The organism is Streptomyces sp. NPDC057963 (assembly GCF_042887155.1).
Taxonomy (GTDB): Bacteria; Actinomycetota; Actinomycetes; order Streptomycetales; family Streptomycetaceae; genus Streptomyces.
Genome location: NZ_JBHVPX010000004.1, coordinates 421663 through 439568 on the forward strand (window position 1 = coordinate 421663; position 17906 = coordinate 439568).

Below are 17906 nucleotides of genomic sequence, written 5' to 3' on the forward strand. Positions count from 1 at the left end.
TCGTGCGCATCCGCCGGGAACCGGCCCGCGGGGTGCCGGTGTCATGGGCCATGTACCTCGCGTCGGCCGCGTACTGCCGTTAACCTGCGGGTAGTTGGGGGAACGGGGGGTTTCATGGGCGACAGCGGAGCCCGTATCACGCGCATCGAGATGCCGGACGGCACACCCGTCTGGGCACGGATCACCGGTGCGGAGGAGCTGGCGAAGCCCGCCCGGGGTCCGGCGTTCACGGACATCGGGTACGGGGACTTCGCCGATCAGGTGCAGGCCCGGGTCGAGAGCCTGCGGGCCGTCGTGACCAGCGTCGCGCGCTCGCTCGCCGAACCGCTGCGAGCGGTGCGGCCCGACGAGGTCAGCGTCGAATTCGGCATCGAGCTCACCGCGAAGGCGGGCAAGGTCGTCGGCCTCCTCGCCGACGGCGAGGCCAAGGGCGGCATCAAGGTCACCCTGACGTGGAACGGCGGGGGCCCGCCCGTCGATCCGGCGATCCCGGCGCAGAGCGGGGCGCGCGGCGCGGGGCAGGCGCCGCCCTGCCCCACCCCGCCCGTGCCGCCCCCGCCCGCCGAGCCGCCCACGCCCCCGCCCGTGCCGACGACGCCGCCGACGGCGTCTGCCGCGCCCCCGGACGGCGCGCCCGCGGCCTCCCCGGACGCCGCCGCGTCCGCCGGGGGCCCGGACCCCGGGGCATCCACCGGCGCACCGGTGCATCCGGACGGAGCCGGGCCCGACGCCGGAAGCGGGTCATGACCCAGCCGCCGGGCAGGGGTGCGGGGGGCGGCTCGGAGAGCACGTACCGTGCGCTGGCGGGCCTCGTGATGGCGGCGACCGTACGCATCCACCGCCCGGAGCCCGGGTATGCCCCCGACGGATCCGACAGCGGCTTCCTGGGGAGCGGCTTCTTCATCGCCCCGAGCTGGGTCCTCACGTGCGCGCACGTGGCGATGGAGGGGGAGGGGCGTCACGTGAACGTGGTCTTCAAGCCGGACCCCGGCAGCGCCGAGACCGCGGTCGAGGGCACCGTGGTGGCCGCCCTGCCCGAGAGCCGGACCGGAGCGGCCGGGCCGGGCGGCGCACGGGTTCCGACGCCGTCGGGCGGCTGGCCCGCTCCCGACCTCGCGCTCATCCGGCTGCTGCGGCCGGTCGAGCACCCCTGCGTGTACGTCACCGAGCGCCCGGCCGGCATGTTCGGCGGCGGTTCGGTCCTCTACACCGGCTGGACCGACGGCGGATCGGGGCAGCTGACCCGGTTCAGCGGGCGCTGCCAGGTGATGGGCACCTTCGGCGACTGGGCCGAGGACGACGAGCAGATGCGGCTCGACGGCGACCGGATGTACCCGGGCCTGTCCGGCGGCCCCGTGGTGGACCTGGCCCGCGGCGAGGTCGTCGGCGTACTCAAGTCGCGTGCCGACGGCACGACCGGCGGGACCTCGATCGGCGTCGAGCGGCTGCGTACGCTGCCCGTGCCGCCCGCCGCGGTCGCCGCCGAGACCGACGACCCCTACCAGGCGGTGTTCCACGCCCACGACCGCTACCACGCCGACCGGCACACCAGTTCCGTCGGCACCGAGCGGACCTGGGCCGATCTCCAGCGCGATCTGGGCGCCGGAGCGGGGCTCGCCCTCAGCCCCCAGCAACGCGTCGACCTGCTCGGCCGGCTCGCCGAACTCCCGCCCCCGCTCAGCACCCGCAGTCTCCTCGACCTCCTGGACCGGCTGCCGGACACCCATCCGACCGAGCACCACGCCGCCCCGCGCGGCTGGCGCGACGGACTGGGGACGCTGTACGACGCCCCCGGCGGCGACGGCGCACTGGAGCTGATCCTGCGCTACTGCATGAGCGCCCTGTCCGCCGAACGCCCCTACGTCCTGCCGTCCACCCGGTACGCCGAGGCGTCCCTGTGGGACTGGGTGAAGCGGATGGCGGAGGACCGGCTCTCCCGCAAGTTCCGCCATGAGCTCGCCGGGCTCCGGCACAGCGGCCGGTACGCCCCCGGCCGCGAACACCTGCGCACCCCGGCGCCGACGCTCGAACCCGCCAGGGCCCGCACCGTCCCGTTCGTCCTGCTGCAACTGGAGCCGCGCGGCTGGGAACCGGACCGCTACGACTGGCGGATCGGCGTCGCCCAGCACGCCGGCGACGTCCTGCCCGTCGCCGAGGACAGCCGGGGCACCGCGCCGGACGCCCTGCCCGCCCGGCTCGCGGGACCGCTGGCGGAGGCGTTCCGGCGGTGCGACGAACCCGGCAGCCCCGCCGTGCTCCAGGTCGCCGTGGACCGGACCCTCATGGACCTGGCGGTCGACGCATGGCAGGTGCCGCCCGACGGGCAGCCGCTCGGGGTGGAGCGCCCCGTCGTCGTCCGCCGACTGGACCACCGTCCGTTCCCGGCCGACGACGGGACGGACGAGCGCGAGGCGCGCTGGAACCGGACCGTGTCCGCCGCGATGCGGTCCGCCGTCGTCGACTGCGAGGACGGAATGCGGGTACCCGTGCCCGTGGTGGAGGAGCTGCGCGGACTGGCGTACGAGACCGTCCCGGTGCTCTGCCGCTACGGCGACCGGGCCGACCCGGAGGCCGCGGCCGGTCTCGGGCGGGTGCTCGACGCCGGTTTCGGGGTGGCCCTGTGGCGGCGCCGGACCGCCGAACCGGCCGCGGTCTGCACGGAATTCCACCGGCGCGCCGCCGATACCGTCGCCGAGGCCCGCACCGCTGATCAACTCCCGCGAATGGTGCATGAGTTGAGGCAGGGGGTACGTGCGAGCCGTACCGAGGCGTACTGGTCGGACGGTGTCGCACTGCTGTACGAAGATCCCCATCATCCGCTGCCCGGTTCCGGCCAGTTCCTGGAGGCGCCGTGAACGGGCGGGGTCGCAAGCCCCTTACGGGGTGTACGACGGATCGCTACCGTGATGCACGTTCGACTGCTGCCCCTGGCGGACGAGTGACGACGAGGACCACGCTATGAGTGAACCCAGCGAGTGGCTCATCTACCGAGGGGCCGGCGAACCGCACGGAGGCATCGAGCAGTTGCCGCCCCCGCCGCCGTGGCGGGACTTCGCGGGCCGCGGGGCCCCGGCCCCCGACGATCCGGGCGGGGACGGATCCGCCGACCGCCGGTTCGGCGGCTACCGGCACATCGCCGAACTCCATCGGCCGGGTGCCGAAGAGCTCGAAATGATCAATGCCGCGCTCTACCTGCGGCGTCCGCTGCTGGTCACCGGCAGTCCGGGCGCGGGCAAGAGCACGCTGGCCCACTCCGTCGCCCACGAGCTCGGTCTCGGCCGGGTCCTGCGCTGGCCCATCGTCAGCCGCTCGGCGCTCCAGGACGGCCTCTACCACTACGACGCGATCGCCCGGCTCCAGGACGTGCAGATCGCCGCGCACAGCGCGGCGGCCGGAACGGCCGGCGCCGATTCCGCGACGAGTGTCGGCAGCTACATCCGGCTCGGGCCGCTCGGCACCGCGCTGCTGCCCTCGGACCGGCCGCGCGTCCTGCTCATCGACGAGCTCGACAAGAGCGACATCGACCTGCCGAACGACCTGCTCAATGTGCTGGAGGAGGGCGAGTTCGGCATTCCCGAGCTGGAGCGGATCGCCGACCGGCTGCCCGGCGGCGAGGCGGAGGTCCTCGACGACGACGGCAACAAGGTGAAGGTGACGGGCGGCCGGGTGCAGTGCCGGGCGTTCCCCTTCGTGGTGCTCACCAGCAACGGCGAGCGGGACTTCCCGGCCCCCCTGATGCGCCGGTGCATCCACCTGGAGCTCGGACGCCCCGACCACCAGCGGCTCGCGACCTTCGTACGCGCCCACCTCGGCGACGAGGCGGCGCGTTCCGGGGACGACCTCATCGCCCACTTCCTGGAGCGCTCCCGCAGTGAACTCCTCGCCACCGACCAGTTGTTGAATGCGATCTATCTCACCGACGCCGCCGCCCCGGCCGGCCGCGACCGCCTCGCCGACCTGCTCATCCAGCGACTCGACCGGCCGAGGTGATGCGCTGATGGCCAGGGGCATGCCGCGGCACGGACCGGACGAGGAAGGCGGCCCCGACGGCGGTGCGGGCGGGGCCGGTGAGTCGCGCGACCGCAACGCCCCGGGCGGGGCCGCGGAGTTGCGCGACGCAGCGGTGACGACGGGCGGGGCCGGGGAGTCGCGTCACGCATCGGTGAGGGGCGGCGCCCCGTACGACGGGGGCCTGCTCCCCGCGTTCGTCGCCCGGTTGCGCGAGGCGGGGCTCGACCCCGACGTCGAGCAGCTCTGCGACGCCCTCTGGCTGGCCCGCTGGACTCGCGACCCCGACGCGCCGGACGACGACGGCGCCGACGGCGCCGCGCCGTGGGCCGGGGCCCCGGCCCGGAAGGACCGGCCGGGCGGGCACCCGGCCACCGCGGCGGCCGGGCGCGAGGAGGCCCCGGGCCCCGCAGTGGACGACGACGGGCCGGTCGGACAGCAGGATCTCGGGGACGCCGACCGGCGGGTGGCCCTCTACCCCGTACCCCGTACCGCGCCACCCGGCGCCCCGCGCCCGGACGGACCGGCCGGGCGTGGGCGGGGCATCGCCCGGGGCGGCCGGACACGAGCGCTCACCCTGGGCGTACCCGCCGCCCCCGCCCTCCCGGCGCCGCTCGAACTCCAGCGGGCGCTGCGCCCGTTGCAGCGCTACCGCCCCGCCGTACCGCCGCTGCGCCGCACCCTGGACGAGACGGCGACCGCCGAGCTCAGCGCACGGGCCGGCGGCATCATCATGCCGGTGTTCCGGGGCGCGTCCCGGGGCGAGGCGCTGCTGCAGTGCGTCATGGACGCCTCGTCCTCGATGCTGGTGTGGGACCGGATGTTCTGTGAACTCCAGGATATCTTCAGCCAGTTGGGCGCATTCCGGGATGTCCAGGTGCGCTATCTGCACCAGGGGCCGGACGGCGCGGCCGCGGTGAGCCGCAGCCCCGATCCGGCCGCCGCGCCGCTGAACTCCGCGGACCGGCTGAGCGATCCGACCGGCCGTCGTGTCACCGTCCTGGTCAGCGACTGCGCCGGCCCGCTCTGGCACAGCGGCCGGGCCCACCGGCTGCTGCACCAGCTGGCCGGGCAGGCCCCGACCGCCGTGCTCCAGCCCCTGCCGCAGCGGATGTGGAACCGGACCAGGCTGCCGGTCACCTACGGTGCGCTGACGCGTGGCGAGGGGCCCGGCGGAGCCGCCGTACTGAAGGTCACGGAGCACGCCGGAACGGGCCACGCCGTGCATCCGGGGGCCCTCGCGATTCCCGTACTCCCACCGGTGGAAGGCGCGTTGGCGGCCTGGGCGAGACTGCTGTCGGGCACCGGCGCGGGACAGATCTCCGGAGCCGTCGGCTGGGTGCGGGCCGATCAGCCCGCCGCGGCCGCGCAGCGCCCCGGCGACGGGCTGTCCTCGCTCCAGCTGGTCAGCCGGTTCCGTTCCGCGGCCTCCCCGGCCGCCGGACAGCTGGCCGTCTACCTGGCGGCGGCCCCGCTGTACCTCCCGGTGATGCAGCTGGTGCAGCGCACGATGCTGCCCGGCTCGGGACCGTCCGAACTCGCCGAGGTGCTGCTGAGCGGACTGCTGTCGCGGACCAGGGGCGCGGACGGCGGCGAAGAAGGCGGCCAGTGGTACGAGTTCGCGCCCGGGGTACGGGAGGCGCTGCTCGGCCCGCTGGGCCGGGACGAGGCGCTGCTTGTACTCAAGCACTGCTCGCAGTACATCGAGCAGCGGTTCGGGAAGGGCGGGCCGAACTTCCCGGCCCTGGCCTTCGCCCAGCTCGGTGAGGGCCGGTACGGGCCGTCGCGGGCGACCCGCACCACGGACACCAGGGAGAACGGCGCACCCGACGAGGACGTCGAAGAGGGCGACGAGAACGGGGAGGGCGGCGCAAGCGGCGGTTCGCACGTCCCCCATCCCTTCGCCGAGGTCGCGGTCCGCGTACTGGAGCGGTTCATGCCCCTGCCCGAGCAGTTCGTCGTCCAGACCGGCGGGGACGACCGCCAGAACACCGTCCAGACCCCGAACGCGGCGGTGGAGAGCGCCCGCGTCCTGCTGCGGCACTTCGAATCGGACGGCATGGTGCAGTACCTGATGGACGCCGTGCAGCTGCTGCGGGGGGCCACCGAACGCGAGGAACGGCCGGGCGCCGACCCCGAGCTGTGGGCGGAGTACTCGCGCTGCGTCCTGCGCCTGTGGGAGGTCCAGGGCGACGCCGAACTGCTCCGCGAGGCCGAGTACGCCGCCGAACGGGCCGCCGCGCACCCGGGGGCGGTACGCGAACGCGCCGTACTGGCCAAGGTGTTGCACGCCGCGGCCGACGACCGCCGCCGCCGCGGCGACCGGCGCGGCGCACTGGAGCTGCTGCGCCGCGCCGACCGCGAGTACACGGCCGCCTGCGCGGACCCCGGTCTGGAACCCGCCGAGGCCCTCCGGCTCACCCTGGAGCGGGTCCGGGCCCTGGAGGCGCAGTGGCGGCTCGACGGCGACACCGCCCTGCTGCAGGCCGCGTGCGGCATGCTGGAGGCGTTCGCCGACGTCTGGCCCGACCAGGAGAACCGCCCGGCCGCCCTGCCGCTGGCACACGGCCGCACCCTGCTGAAACTGGCCGGGGCCACCGCCGACACGGAACAGTCCCGGGTGTACGCCGGTCAGGCGGCGCGCTCCCTGCGCACGGCCTTCGAGCAGGGCGGCGGCCGCCACACCGTGGGCACCGAGGTGCGCATCCTGCTGGACCTGGTGGACGCCCTGCTCGGCTCCGGTGAGGAGCCGGACGAGGCGGGCGTCCTGATCGAGCAGGCCCTGGAGACCGTACGGGACCAGCGACTGCTCGCCTCGCTCCGGACCCGGGCCGCCCGGGTCCGGGTCGCCCGCTACGAACACACCGGGGATCCCGGCGAACTCGTGGCAGCGGCCGACTGGTTCGCCCGCGCCGCGCGGGGCGTCCCGCGCGACTCGCAGGCCCACGCCGATCTGCTCGCCGAATGGGGCGGCACCCTGCTGCGCCGCGCCCAACTGCCCGACGGGCGGGCGCACATCGGTGCCGCGGTACGGGTGCTGCGCGACTGCCGCACGGAGACGGCGGCGGGGGGTGCGCGCCAGGCAGAGCGGCTGCTGATGCTGGGCCGGGCGCTGATGCTGCGGCACCGCGCCACCGAGGACCGGGTCGACCTGCGGGAGGCCGAGCACCTCTTCGGGCTCGCGGCCCAGGAGGCGGCCGACCCGCTGACCGAGGCGCGCTGCTGGCTGGAACTGGGCCTGTCCCACCTCGACGCCTCCCGGGTGTTGCAACGCCCGGCCCGGCTCGACGACGCGGCGGAGGCGTTCCGGGGCGCGGTCGAGGCGGCCGGCACGGCCGAAGCGGAGTCGGAAGGTCCGCAACAGATCCGTCAGGCAGTCGAGTTGGGTGCTACAGCCAACCACTGGCGGGGTATGACCTACGAGAGGGCGGGACGCCCCCGGGCGGCCCGCGAGGCATACCGGGCGGCCCGCCGGGAATGGCGCAAACTGCCGGACGGCGGCGGCGCGGCGGGCGGGTCGACCGCCGAACGGCTGGCCGAACTGGAACGCTGACCCGCTCGGCCAGGAGGGCTCGGCGCAGGGTGTGCTGCCGCCGTGCGACCGGCGTACGGCCGGCATCGGTCGACGGAATGCCCCACCAGGCGTAGGCCGGGTTGTGCGGGGCATCGGTACAGAGGCGGCCGGGGCCGGCCGGATCCGCGGCGGTCCGCGGGGCAGGGACGCAGGCTCGACGGGGGTGTGCTCGACGGCGAGCACGCACCGGGGAACACGATGCGGTACTACGGGGAGGCGTGATGAGCGAGTCGGTACACACGGGCGCGCCGGGCGGCGGGCCGGGCGGCGGGCCGGAGGCGCTGCCGGACCTGCTGGGGCTCGATCTTGAGGCGCTGCGGACGCTGGACCACCCGGTGCTCTCCGAGGTGGTGGCGGATCTGCGCGGCCGGGCCGAGCAGCCGCGGGAAATGCTGTGGGGATTCACCAACGCCTTCTGAGCGCTGCCCCCTCGGCGCCGGGCACGTCCGCGCCGTGTCCGACTCCGGCCGCGGTGCCCGGAGTCGCACCGGGGCCGGGGCAGGGTCGCACGATTTCGGTCCGGGGTCCGGATGAACAGGACATCCTGGCACGGGGCGGGTTTGCCCGCGCGGCAGGCCAGGGATACTCGCTTCGGGGCGGCAACGGGGGCCGCACCGGTGAATGTGCGGCACGGGGGTGCGGGAGTGTCTCGAAAGGCGACGCCGCAACCGCCCCCGCGTGCCGACGGCGGCCGGCCCGCCGTCCCCTTCGGGCAGTTCGTCGTCAAGGTGCACGGCCGCTGCAATCTCGCCTGCCGCTACTGCTACCTCTACGAGGGCCCCGACCACACCTGGCGGGCCCGCCCGGCGGCCGCCGCACCCGCCGTCCTGGATCGCGCCGCGGACCGGATCGCCGAACACGCGGCCGCCCACGGACTGCGTGACGTCGCCCTCGTCCTGCACGGCGGCGAACCCCTCCTCGCCGGCGCCGGACGGCTGGCCGCCTTCGCCGACCGGGTGCGCGACCTGGTGCCCGGGGGCTGCGCCGTCCACACCACCGTGCAGACCAACGCCACCCTGCTCACCGACGCCCGTGCCGCCACCCTCGCGCGGCACGGCATACGCATCGGTATCAGCCTCGACGGCGGTCTGGCCGCCCACAACACCCGGCGCACCGACCGCGCCGGACGCCCCTCCTGGCCCGCCGCCTCGCGCGGCGCCCGGCTCCTAGCCGACCGGCACCCCGGCGCGTACGCAGGCATCCTCACGGTCGTCGACCCGCGGACCGACCCGATCGAGATGTACGAGTCGCTGCTCGCCCTGCACCCGCCCGCCCTGGACCTGCTGCTGCCGCACGGCAACTGGACGAACCCGCCGCCGGGACTGCCCGCCGCGGGGGCAGCCCCCACGGGGCCCGGAGCGGGCCGCCCGACCCCGTACGGCGACTGGCTCACGACCGTCTTCGACCGCTGGTGGCCGGCCGCGCGCAGGGAGACCCGGGTCCGGCTCTTCGAGGAGTGCGTCGCCCTGCTGCTGGGCCTGCCCGCCGCCACCGAATCCCTCGGTCTCGACCCGGTCAACGCGATCGTGGTCGAGACCGACGGGACGATCGAGCAGGTGGACTCCCTCAAGTCCGCCTACGACACGGCCGCCGCCACCGGACTCGACATCTTCCGCCACACCTTCGACGACGCCCTGCGCCACCCCGGCGTCGCCGCCCGCCAGGCAGGCGCCGACGCGCTCGCCGCCACCTGCCGCGCCTGCCCGCTGCTGACCGTCTGCGGCGGCGGGCACTACGCACACCGCTACCGCGCAGACAACGGCTTCACCAACCCGTCCGTCTACTGCGCCGATCTCGAACGGCTGGTCCGCCACATCGCGGCCCGGCTGTCCGACGCAACCGCAGGAGCACACCGATGAGCCCCGCACCCATCCCCCCGCTTATCCCCCCACCGATACCCCCGCTCCCGGACCACATGCTGCGCCAACTCGGCCGCACCGAGGGCGACACCGGCACCCTCGGCGTCCTCGTGCGCGATCAGGACACCCGCCGGCTCCTCCTCCTGCGGGCCCTGCTGGACGCGGCCGGGGCGGCCCCCGCAGCCCTCTGCCCGCCCCCGGCGCTCGACCGGCTGCGGCAGGACTGGGCGCTGCTGGAGAAGGCCGAGCGCACCGACCGGAGCGCCGTGCGCACCGTCCTGTTCCACCCCCTCACCGGCCCCTGGGCACAGCGCTGCCTGCGCGGCCTCTCCGGCACCGGCACCGGCACCACCGCCGGTCCCGGCCCCGGACTCCGCGCCGACCTGGACCACTTGAGCGCGCTGGCCGCCGCGGCCGCGATCCGTGCGGGAATCACGTTCACGACCCGGCTCACCGCACACGACGGGCTGCTGTCCCTGCCCACCCTGGGCGCCCTGCGCACGGAATCCGGCCCGCTCGGCATCACCTTCGAGGACGGCGAACTGACGGTCCGCGAGGCCGGCGGGGGGCTGCTCCTCACCCTGCGCGCGCAACCGGACGGAACGGCCGGTTCGGCCGATCCGCGCTGGCTGCCGGTGCTCGCCCTGCCCGCCCTGCGGTCCGGCCTCGGACCCGTGCCCCTGGACGACGTCGACCCGTACCGCACCGACGGCAGCGGGCTGCGACGCCACGGACTGAGCGCCGCCACCCACGTCGACGACCACGAACGCAAGGCCTGGGCCGAGTCCTGGGCCGGAGTGGCGCCCCTGCTCCGCGTCGGCGGCGAGCACCGCCTCACCGAAGCGGCCGTGCTGCTGCGCTGCCTGGTGCCGCTCGGCCCGCCGCCCGGCTCCGGCCCCGCCGGAGAGGGCGCGGCCCACTGCAGCGGCACCAGGCGCGAGGCGTTCGGTGCCGTCCTCAGCAGCAAGCCGGCCACCCCCGCCTACTTCGCCTCCACGCTGGTCCACGAACTCCAGCACACCAAACTGGCCGCGCTCGCCGCCCTCGTACCGCTGCACCACGAGGACGCGACACCACGCCACTTCGCCCCCTGGCGATCCGACCCCAGGCCCTTCGACGGCCTCCTCCAGGGCGCCTACTCGCACCTCGCGCTCGCCGACTACTGGCAGCGGTTCGCGCGCGGCGCGCGGCGCGTCACCCACCGCGACCTCGCCTGGGCCGAGCACGCCCGCTGCCGCGAACAGGTCGGAGCCGTCCTGCCCGTGCTGGCCGGGTCGGCGGCACTGACCCGCGAAGGCCGGGTCCTGGTCAACGAGATGATCACGCTCTACCACCGTCTGGACGATTGTCCGCCCCCCACGGGTCACCTCGCGCGCGCGCAGGCGTACGTGGCCACCGCCAAGGTGATATGGCAGCAGAGGAACGGCTCGCGAACGCAGTGAGTGGACCCGCGACACCGGCCGGAGCGACCATGCTCCGGTGTATGTTGACAAGCTCGCATCGAGGCAGGGAGACGGCTGAATGCCCGGAACGCGTAAGCAAGTTGGAGCAACCGGGGCGCAGACCGTCACCATCAGTTTCGCCGGTTTCAACCGCGCGTGGTCGGCGTGGATCGGAGACCGCCTGGAGCGGCGCGGGGTGACGGTCGTCCAGCAGCGGTGGGACCCCCCGGTGGAGGTTCCGCTGGAGGAGTCGCTGCGGGATCTGACGCTGTCGCGCGGCCGCGTCCTGGTGCTCCTCAGCGACTGGTACTTCCAGCTCGGCCCCCGCAGCCACGACGAGTGGAACAGGGCGCTGCGCGAGGTCGTCGCCCCCGACCCGGACCGTTTCGCCGCCGTCTGCGTCACCACGTCCGCGCTGCCCGGCGCCACCTCGGTCTTCGGCGCCGCCGACCTGACGAACGTCGGCGCCGACGAGGCCGAGCGGCGGCTCCTCGTCCGCCTGGGCCTGCCCGCCGACCCGCTGCCGGAGTCCGTCGAGGCCCGGCCCGGCCCCCGGTATCCGGCCGACACCCCCGAGGTGTGGGGCGGGGTGCCGCGGCGCAACACCCGGTTCACCGGCCGTGAGGAACTGCTCACCAAGGCGTACCAGGCCCTCCAGGACGCGGGCCCCGGCGCCGGCGTCGTGACGCTGCACGGCATGTCCGGCGTCGGCAAGACCCAGCTGGCCGCGGAGTACGTCTACCGCTTCGGCTCCGAGTACGACGTCGTGTGGTGGGTGCCCGCCGACCGCCGCGCCCTCTACCGCCAGAAACTCGCCGAACTCGCCCCCGAACTGGGGCTGTCGACCGGTGCCGAGTACGGCGAGCGGCTGCGCGCGGTACGGGACGCGCTGCGCCGCGGCGAACCGCACTCCCACTGGCTCCTCGTCCTCGACGGGGCCGACGAGCCCGAACACATCTGGGACCTGGTGCCCACCGGCCCCGGACACGTCCTGATCACCTCCCGCAATCCGGAGTGGAGCGAACACAACAGCAACCTCGTCGAGATCCCCGTCTACGACCGGGACGAGTCCGTCGCCTTCATCCGGCGCCGCGCGCCGCGCCTGACCCCGGCCGAGGCCGACCAGCTCGCCGACGCCCTCGAAGACCTCCCGCTCCTCCTCGACCAGACCGCCGGCTGGCTCAACGACTCCGACATGTCGGTCGACGAGTACATCGGACTCCTCGAAGGCGGTATCGACCAGGACGTCGTCAAGGTCTCCGCGGACTTCCCGCTCGCCTTCCAGACCGCCTGGTCGATACTGCTGAACAAGCTCAAGGACACCGTTCCCGAGTCCGTCGACCTGCTGCGCCTGTGCAGCTTCTTCGCGCCCGGCTCCATCCCCGTGCGGCTGCTGAAGGAACTGCCCCCCGGAGCGCTGCCGGAACAGGTCTCCGGCCTGATGAACGACCCGCTGCTGTGGAACAAGGCGATCGGCCAGCTCCGCCAGTACTCCGTGGTCCGCCTGGAGTCCCACGAGTCGGTGGCCGACGAGGCGTCGTCCGGCGAATCGCTCTACATGCACCGCATGGTCCACCAGATCATCGGCAAGGACATGCCGGACCGGGACCGCCAGGAGTTCATCGACGTGGTCCGCCGCGCGCTCGCCGCCGCGGACCCCGGCCGCCCCACCGACACCCGTCTGTGGCCCGCCTACGCCGAGATCACCCCGCACCTGAAGTGGGCCGACGTGCTCAACAGCACCGACCCCGCGGTGCAGACCCTGGTGCTCAACTGCCTGCGCTACATGTACCTCTCCGGCGAGTACCGGGCCGGCATCAAACTGGGCGAACGCGCCATGAAGGCCTGGCGTCGGCTCCTCGGCGAGGACCACCCCAGGGTCTGGGACCTCAGCTACAACTACGCCAACGTGCTGCGGGCCGTGGGCGACTACGCCGGTACGGAGGCCATCGAGCGGGCCGCCGTCGACCACCTGCGCACTGAACGCGGCCCCCAGGACCTGGAACACCTGCGCGCTGCGGGCGGCCTCGCCGCGGACCTGCGGGGCCTCGGCCGGTACGGCGAGGCGCTGGAGATGTCCGGCTGGATCCTCGCGGCCTACCGCGAACTGCTGGGCGACCAGGACTCGCGCACGCTCAGCGCGCAGAACAACCTGGCCATCTCACTGCGACTGCTCGGCAGGTACGAAGAATCCCTGGAGCTCAACCGGCTGACCCTGGAGGCCCGGCGGCAGCTGTTGCGCCCGCGTCACACCTGGACCCTGTACTCCGAGATCAACTACGCCACCGACCTGCGCCTGCTCGGCCGGTACGGCGACGCCCTGTCGCTCCAGACACAGAGCGCCCGGGTGCACCGGCTGGTTCTGGGGCCCGACAACCCGCAGACCCTGCGAGCGGAACACAACCTCGCGCTGTGCCACTACCGTTCGGGGGAACGCCCCAGGGCCGCGGAGCTGTTCACCCGGGTCCTGGAGCGATGCGAACGCGTGCTCGGCGAGGGCGACCCCCTGACCATGATGTTCGCGGCCGGCCAGAGCTGCTTCGCCCGTGAGCACGCCGACATCGACCGGGCCAGGGACATAAGCGAGAAGGTCGTCCGGGGCTATACGGAGATGCTCGGCGAGACGCACCCCTACGTGGCCGGGACCCGGGCCAACCACGCCTTGATCCTCCGGAACGTGGGGGAGCGGGACCAGGCGCACGCGCTCCTGGAACAGGCGCTCGCCGACATGGCGGAGGCCGTGGGCGAGAACCATCCCTGGACCCTCGGCTGCGCGGTCAACGCCTCGGCGCTGCGCAACCTGGTGGGCGACCCGGAATCCGCGGCCGCCCTGACGGACTCGGTGATCAACCGGGCGATCGAGGTACTCGGCCGGACCCATCCGCTGACCCTCTCCGCCCGGATCGCCCACGCCGCGGACCTGCGCGGCATCCGCGACCGGCAGCGGGCGGAGAAGGTCGAGAGCGAGGCGCTGGGGGACCTGGTGGCGACCCTGGGCGTCCAGCACGTCCACACGGTCTCGGCCCGCTCCCGGAACCGTCCGTACTGGGACTTCGAGCCCTCGATCATCTGAACCGGCCCGCCCCGTACGCACGCCGAAGGGCCCGGCCCCGCGATCGAGTCGCGGGACCGGGCCCCTGGTTCGTACAGCAGGCGGTCAGGCGTCGAAGACCTCGGCGACCAGCTGCGCCTGCTCGGCCTGGTGGCGCTTGGCCGAGCCGACCGCCGGGGACGAGCTGTGCGGCCGCGAGATGCGGCGCAGGCGCTCACCGTGCGGGACGTCGGCGCCGACGGCCAGGTCCAGGTGGTCGATCAGGTTCAGGGCGATGAACGGCCAGGCGCCCTGGTTGGCCGGCTCCTCCTGGGTCCAGAGGTACTTCTCGGCGTTCGGGTACTTGGCGATCTCGGCCTGGAGCTCGGCACCCGGCAGCGGGTACAGGCGCTCCAGCCGGATGATCGCCGTGTCCGTGGCGCCGCGCTTCGTACGCTCGGCCTCCAGGTCGTAGTAGACCTTGCCCGCGCAGAAGACGACCTTGCGGACGTCGTTCGCGTTCACCGAGTCGTCGCCGATCACCGGGCGGAAGCCGCCGGTGGTGAACTCCTCCACCTTCGACGCGGCCGCCTTGAGGCGGAGCATCGACTTCGGGGTGAAGACGATCAGCGGCTTGTGGTGCGGGTTGTGCACCTGCCACCGCAGGAGGTGGAAGTAGTTCGACGGCAGGGTCGGCATGGCGACCGTCATGTTGTTCTGCGCGCACAGCGTGAGGAAACGCTCCGGGCGGGCGGACGAGTGGTCCGGGCCCTGGCCCTCGTAGCCGTGCGGCAGCAGCAGCGTGACGCCGGAGGTCTGGCCCCACTTCTGCTCGGCCGAGGAGATGAACTCGTCGACGACGGTCTGCGCGCCGTTGACGAAGTCACCGAACTGGGCCTCCCAGATGACCAGCGACTCCGGACGGGCCAGCGAGTAGCCGTACTCGAAGCCCATCGCCGCGTACTCGCTGAGCAGCGAGTCGTAGACGTTGTAACGGGCCTGGTCGTCGGCGAGGTAGAGCAGCGGGGTGTAGTCCTCGCCGGTCACCTGGTCGACGAGGACCGCGTGTCGCTGGCCGAAGGTGCCGCGGCGGGTGTCCTGGCCGGCGAGCCGGACCGGGGTGCCCTCCATCAGCAGCGAACCGATGGCCAGGGTCTCGCCCATGCCCCAGTCGATCGTGCCGTTCTCCACCGAGGCCGCGCGACGCTGCATCTGCGGCATCAGGCGGGGGTGGACGGTGATCCGGTCGGGGATGTTGACCTGGGACTCCGCGATGACCTTCACGACCTCCTGGGAGACCGCGGTGGTCACGGCGACCGGGAACTCGGGCTGGACCTCGGGGGTGTGCGTCGGAGCCGGCAGCGAGGTGGCCTCGCGGACCTCCGCGAACACCTTCTCCAGCTGGCCCTGGAAGTCCTGGAGCGCCTGCTCGGCCTCTTCGAGCGTGATGTCGCCGCGACCGATGAGGGACTCGGTGTAGAGCTTGCGCACCGAGCGCTTCTTGTCGATCAGGGTGTACATCTGCGGGTTGGTGAACTCCGGGTTGTCGCCCTCGTTGTGACCGCGGCGGCGGTAGCAGATGAGGTCGATCACGACGTCCTTGTTGAACGCCTGCCGGAACTCGAAGGCGAGGCGCGCGACCCGGACGACGGCCTCGGGGTCGTCACCGTTGACGTGGATGATCGGCGCCTCGATCATGCGCGCCACGTCGGTGGCGTACATCGAGGAGCGCGAGGACTCCGGGGCGGCGGTGAAGCCGACCTGGTTGTTGATCACCACGTGCACGGTGCCGCCGGTGCGGTAGCCGCGCAGCTGCGACATGTTGAGCGTCTCGGCGACGACGCCCTGGCCCGCGAAGGCCGCGTCGCCGTGGAGCGCGACGGGCAGGACCGTGAAGTCCGTGCCGCCCTTGTTGATGAGGTCCTGCTTGGCGCGGGCGATGCCCTCCAGGACCGGGTCGACCGCCTCCAGGTGCGAGGGGTTGGCGGCCAGCGAGACCTTGATCTGCTCGCCGTCCAGACCGGTGAAGGTGCCCTCGGCGCCCAGGTGGTACTTCACGTCGCCGGAGCCGTGCATCGACCGGGGGTCGAGGTTGCCCTCGAACTCGCGGAAGATCTGCGCGTAGGACTTGCCGACGATGTTCGCCAGCACGTTCAGCCGGCCGCGGTGGGCCATGCCGATGACGACCTCGTCGAGGCGGGCCTCGGCGGCGGAGTCGATGACCGCGTCGAGCAGCGGGATGACGGACTCGCCGCCCTCCAGCGAGAACCGCTTCTGGCCGACGTACTTGGTCTGCAGGAACGTCTCGAACGCCTCGGCGGCGTTGAGCCGGCGCAGGATCCGCAGCTGCTCCTCGCGCTCGGGCTGCTGGGTGCGCGTGCGCTCCACCCGGTCCTGGATCCACTTGCGCTGCTTCGGGTCCTGGATGTGCATGAACTCGATGCCGGTGGTGCGGCAGTACGACTCGCGCAGCACACCGAGGATGTCGCGGAGCTTCATCATCGACTTGCCGGCGAAACCGCCGACCGCGAAGTCCCGCTCCAGGTCCCACAGGGTGAGGCCGTGCTCGGTGATGTCCAGGTCGGGGTGCTTGCGCTGGCGGTACTCCAGCGGGTCGGTGTCGGCCATGACATGGCCGCGGACCCGGTAGGAGTGGATCAGCTCGAAGACCCGCGCGGCCTTGGTCACGTCGTTGTCGTGCGAGGCGTCGATGTCCGTCAGCCAGCGGACCGGCTCGTACGGGATGCGCAGCGACTTGAAGATCTCGTCGTAGAACTCGTTCTCGCCGAGCAGGAGCTGGGCGACGATCCGCAGGAACTCGCCGGAGGCGGCACCCTGGATGACCCGGTGGTCGTACGTCGAGGTCAGCGTCATGACCTTGGAGATGCCCAGCTTGTTCAGGGTGTCCTGGGAGGTGCCCTGGAACTCGGCCGGGTAGTCCATCGCGCCGACGCCCATGATGAGGCCCTGACCGGGCATAAGGCGGGGCACCGAGTGCACGGTGCCGATGCCGCCGGGGTTGGTCAGCGAGGCGGTGACTCCGGTGAAGTCGTCCATGCCGAGCTTGCCGTTGCGGGCGCGGCGGACGATGTCCTCGTAGGCCTGCCAGAACTCGAAGAAGTTCAGCGTCTCGGCCTTCTTGATGGCCGCGACGACCAGCTGGCGGTCGCCGTTCGGCTTCACCAGGTCGATGGCCAGACCGAGGTTGACGTGCTCCGGCTTGACCAGGGTCGGCTTGCCGTCCTTCAGCGCGAAGGAGTGGTTCATCGCCGGCATGGCCTTGAGGGCCTGCACCATCGCGTACCCGATGAGGTGCGTGAAGGAGATCTTCCCGCCCCGGGCGCGCTTGAGGTGGTTGTTGATGACGATGCGGTTGTCGAAGAGCAGCTTCACCGGAACGGCGCGCACGGACGTGGCCGTCGGCAGCTCCAGCGAGGCGTTCATGTTCTTCGCGACGGCGGCCGACGGGCCGCGCAGCGTCACGTACTCGGGGCCGGCCGGGGCCTCGGTGGCCGGAGCCGCCGCGGGCTTGGCCGGGGCCTCGGCGGCCGGCGCGGCCTTCACCGGGGCTGCCGGGGCAGCGGCGGCGGGGGCGGCCTGTGCGGGCGCCGGAGCCGCGGGCGCGGGGGCCTGCGCGGCCGGAGCCGGGGCCTGCGCCGGAGCGGCCTGGGGCGTGGTGACCGGTGCGGTGGCGGCCGGGGCCGGGGTCACCGCAGCCCCCGCGGCCGCGGCGCCGGGAACGGGCTTGTCCGCCGTGCCGGACGTACCCGGCTTGTAGTCGGCGAAGAAGTCCCACCAGGCGCGATCGACCGAATTGGGGTCCTGGAGGTACTGCTGGTAGATCTCGTCGACGAGCCACTCATTGGGGCCGAAAGCCGCAGCCGGGTCGGAACCCGGGCTGGCTTGGTCGGTCGAGATGCTCGAGTTACTGGGGGACTGAGACGACACGGCGGCAACCGCCCTCTTCCGCTTCACAAGGTGATGGACAGCGG

9 protein-coding genes are annotated in these 17906 nt (G+C 73.3%); 8 read left to right on the forward strand and 1 reads right to left on the reverse strand.

Features of this window, described 5'->3' with window-relative positions; translation table 11 throughout:
• Nucleotides 1–114: 114 nt before the first annotated feature.
• From ACFVT1_RS12245 to fxsT, 8 genes are all read left to right on the forward strand, one after another.
• The gene (locus ACFVT1_RS12245; RefSeq protein ID WP_389794429.1) at nt 115–747 is read left to right on the forward strand and encodes a CU044_2847 family protein; all 633 of its coding nucleotides are present in this window, start codon (nt 115–117) and stop codon (nt 745–747) included.
• On the forward strand, nt 744–2855 hold the full coding sequence (locus ACFVT1_RS12250) for a trypsin-like peptidase domain-containing protein (RefSeq protein ID WP_389794430.1): 2112 nt from the start codon (nt 744–746) through the stop codon (nt 2853–2855). Before ACFVT1_RS12245 ends, ACFVT1_RS12250 begins: the two co-directional genes overlap by 4 nt.
• Before the next feature lie 103 nt (nt 2856–2958).
• Nucleotides 2959–3990, forward strand: coding sequence for an AAA family ATPase (locus tag ACFVT1_RS12255; protein ID WP_389794432.1), 1032 nt, complete (start codon nt 2959–2961; stop codon nt 3988–3990).
• Nucleotides 3991–3997: 7 nt separating this feature from the next.
• On the forward strand, nt 3998–7561 hold the full coding sequence (locus ACFVT1_RS12260) for an SAV_2336 N-terminal domain-related protein (protein ID WP_389794433.1): 3564 nt from the start codon (nt 3998–4000) through the stop codon (nt 7559–7561).
• 242 nt (nt 7562–7803) lie between these two features.
• Nucleotides 7804–8001 carry an FxSxx-COOH cyclophane-containing RiPP peptide gene (gene fxsA, locus ACFVT1_RS12265; RefSeq protein ID WP_389794434.1) on the forward strand — a complete coding sequence of 66 codons (198 nt, stop codon included), beginning with the start codon at nt 7804–7806 and terminating at the stop codon, nt 7999–8001.
• Nucleotides 8002–8226: 225 nt separating this feature from the next.
• Nucleotides 8227–9441, forward strand: coding sequence for an FxsB family cyclophane-forming radical SAM/SPASM peptide maturase (locus tag ACFVT1_RS12270; protein WP_389794435.1), 1215 nt, complete (start codon nt 8227–8229; stop codon nt 9439–9441).
• Complete coding sequence (locus tag ACFVT1_RS12275) at nt 9438–10883, forward strand: aKG-HExxH-type peptide beta-hydroxylase (protein ID WP_389794436.1); 1446 nt, start codon at nt 9438–9440, stop codon at nt 10881–10883. Before ACFVT1_RS12270 ends, ACFVT1_RS12275 begins: the two co-directional genes overlap by 4 nt.
• Before the next feature lie 79 nt (nt 10884–10962).
• The gene (fxsT, locus tag ACFVT1_RS12280; RefSeq protein ID WP_389794437.1) at nt 10963–13956 is read left to right on the forward strand and encodes an FxSxx-COOH system tetratricopeptide repeat protein; all 2994 of its coding nucleotides are present in this window, start codon (nt 10963–10965) and stop codon (nt 13954–13956) included.
• An 84-nt stretch (nt 13957–14040) separates the two neighbouring features.
• Here fxsT and ACFVT1_RS12285 read toward each other — a convergent pair whose 3' ends face one another.
• On the reverse strand, nt 14041–17862 hold the full coding sequence (locus ACFVT1_RS12285) for a multifunctional oxoglutarate decarboxylase/oxoglutarate dehydrogenase thiamine pyrophosphate-binding subunit/dihydrolipoyllysine-residue succinyltransferase subunit (protein WP_389794438.1): 3822 nt from the start codon (nt 17860–17862) through the stop codon (nt 14041–14043).
• Nucleotides 17863–17906 lie beyond the last annotated feature (44 nt).

Coding starts and splice junctions, on each gene's coding strand:
- ACFVT1_RS12255 (WP_389794432.1), top strand. CDS start 2,959: ATGAGTGAACCCAGCGAGTGGCTCATCTACCGAGGGGCCGGCGAACCG.
- ACFVT1_RS12250 (WP_389794430.1), top strand. CDS start 744: ATGACCCAGCCGCCGGGCAGGGGTGCGGGGGGCGGCTCGGAGAGCACG.
- ACFVT1_RS12275 (WP_389794436.1), top strand. CDS start 9,438: ATGAGCCCCGCACCCATCCCCCCGCTTATCCCCCCACCGATACCCCCG.
- fxsT (WP_389794437.1), top strand. CDS start 10,963: ATGCCCGGAACGCGTAAGCAAGTTGGAGCAACCGGGGCGCAGACCGTC.
- ACFVT1_RS12260 (WP_389794433.1), top strand. CDS start 3,998: ATGGCCAGGGGCATGCCGCGGCACGGACCGGACGAGGAAGGCGGCCCC.
- fxsA (WP_389794434.1), top strand. CDS start 7,804: ATGAGCGAGTCGGTACACACGGGCGCGCCGGGCGGCGGGCCGGGCGGC.
- ACFVT1_RS12245 (WP_389794429.1), top strand. CDS start 115: ATGGGCGACAGCGGAGCCCGTATCACGCGCATCGAGATGCCGGACGGC.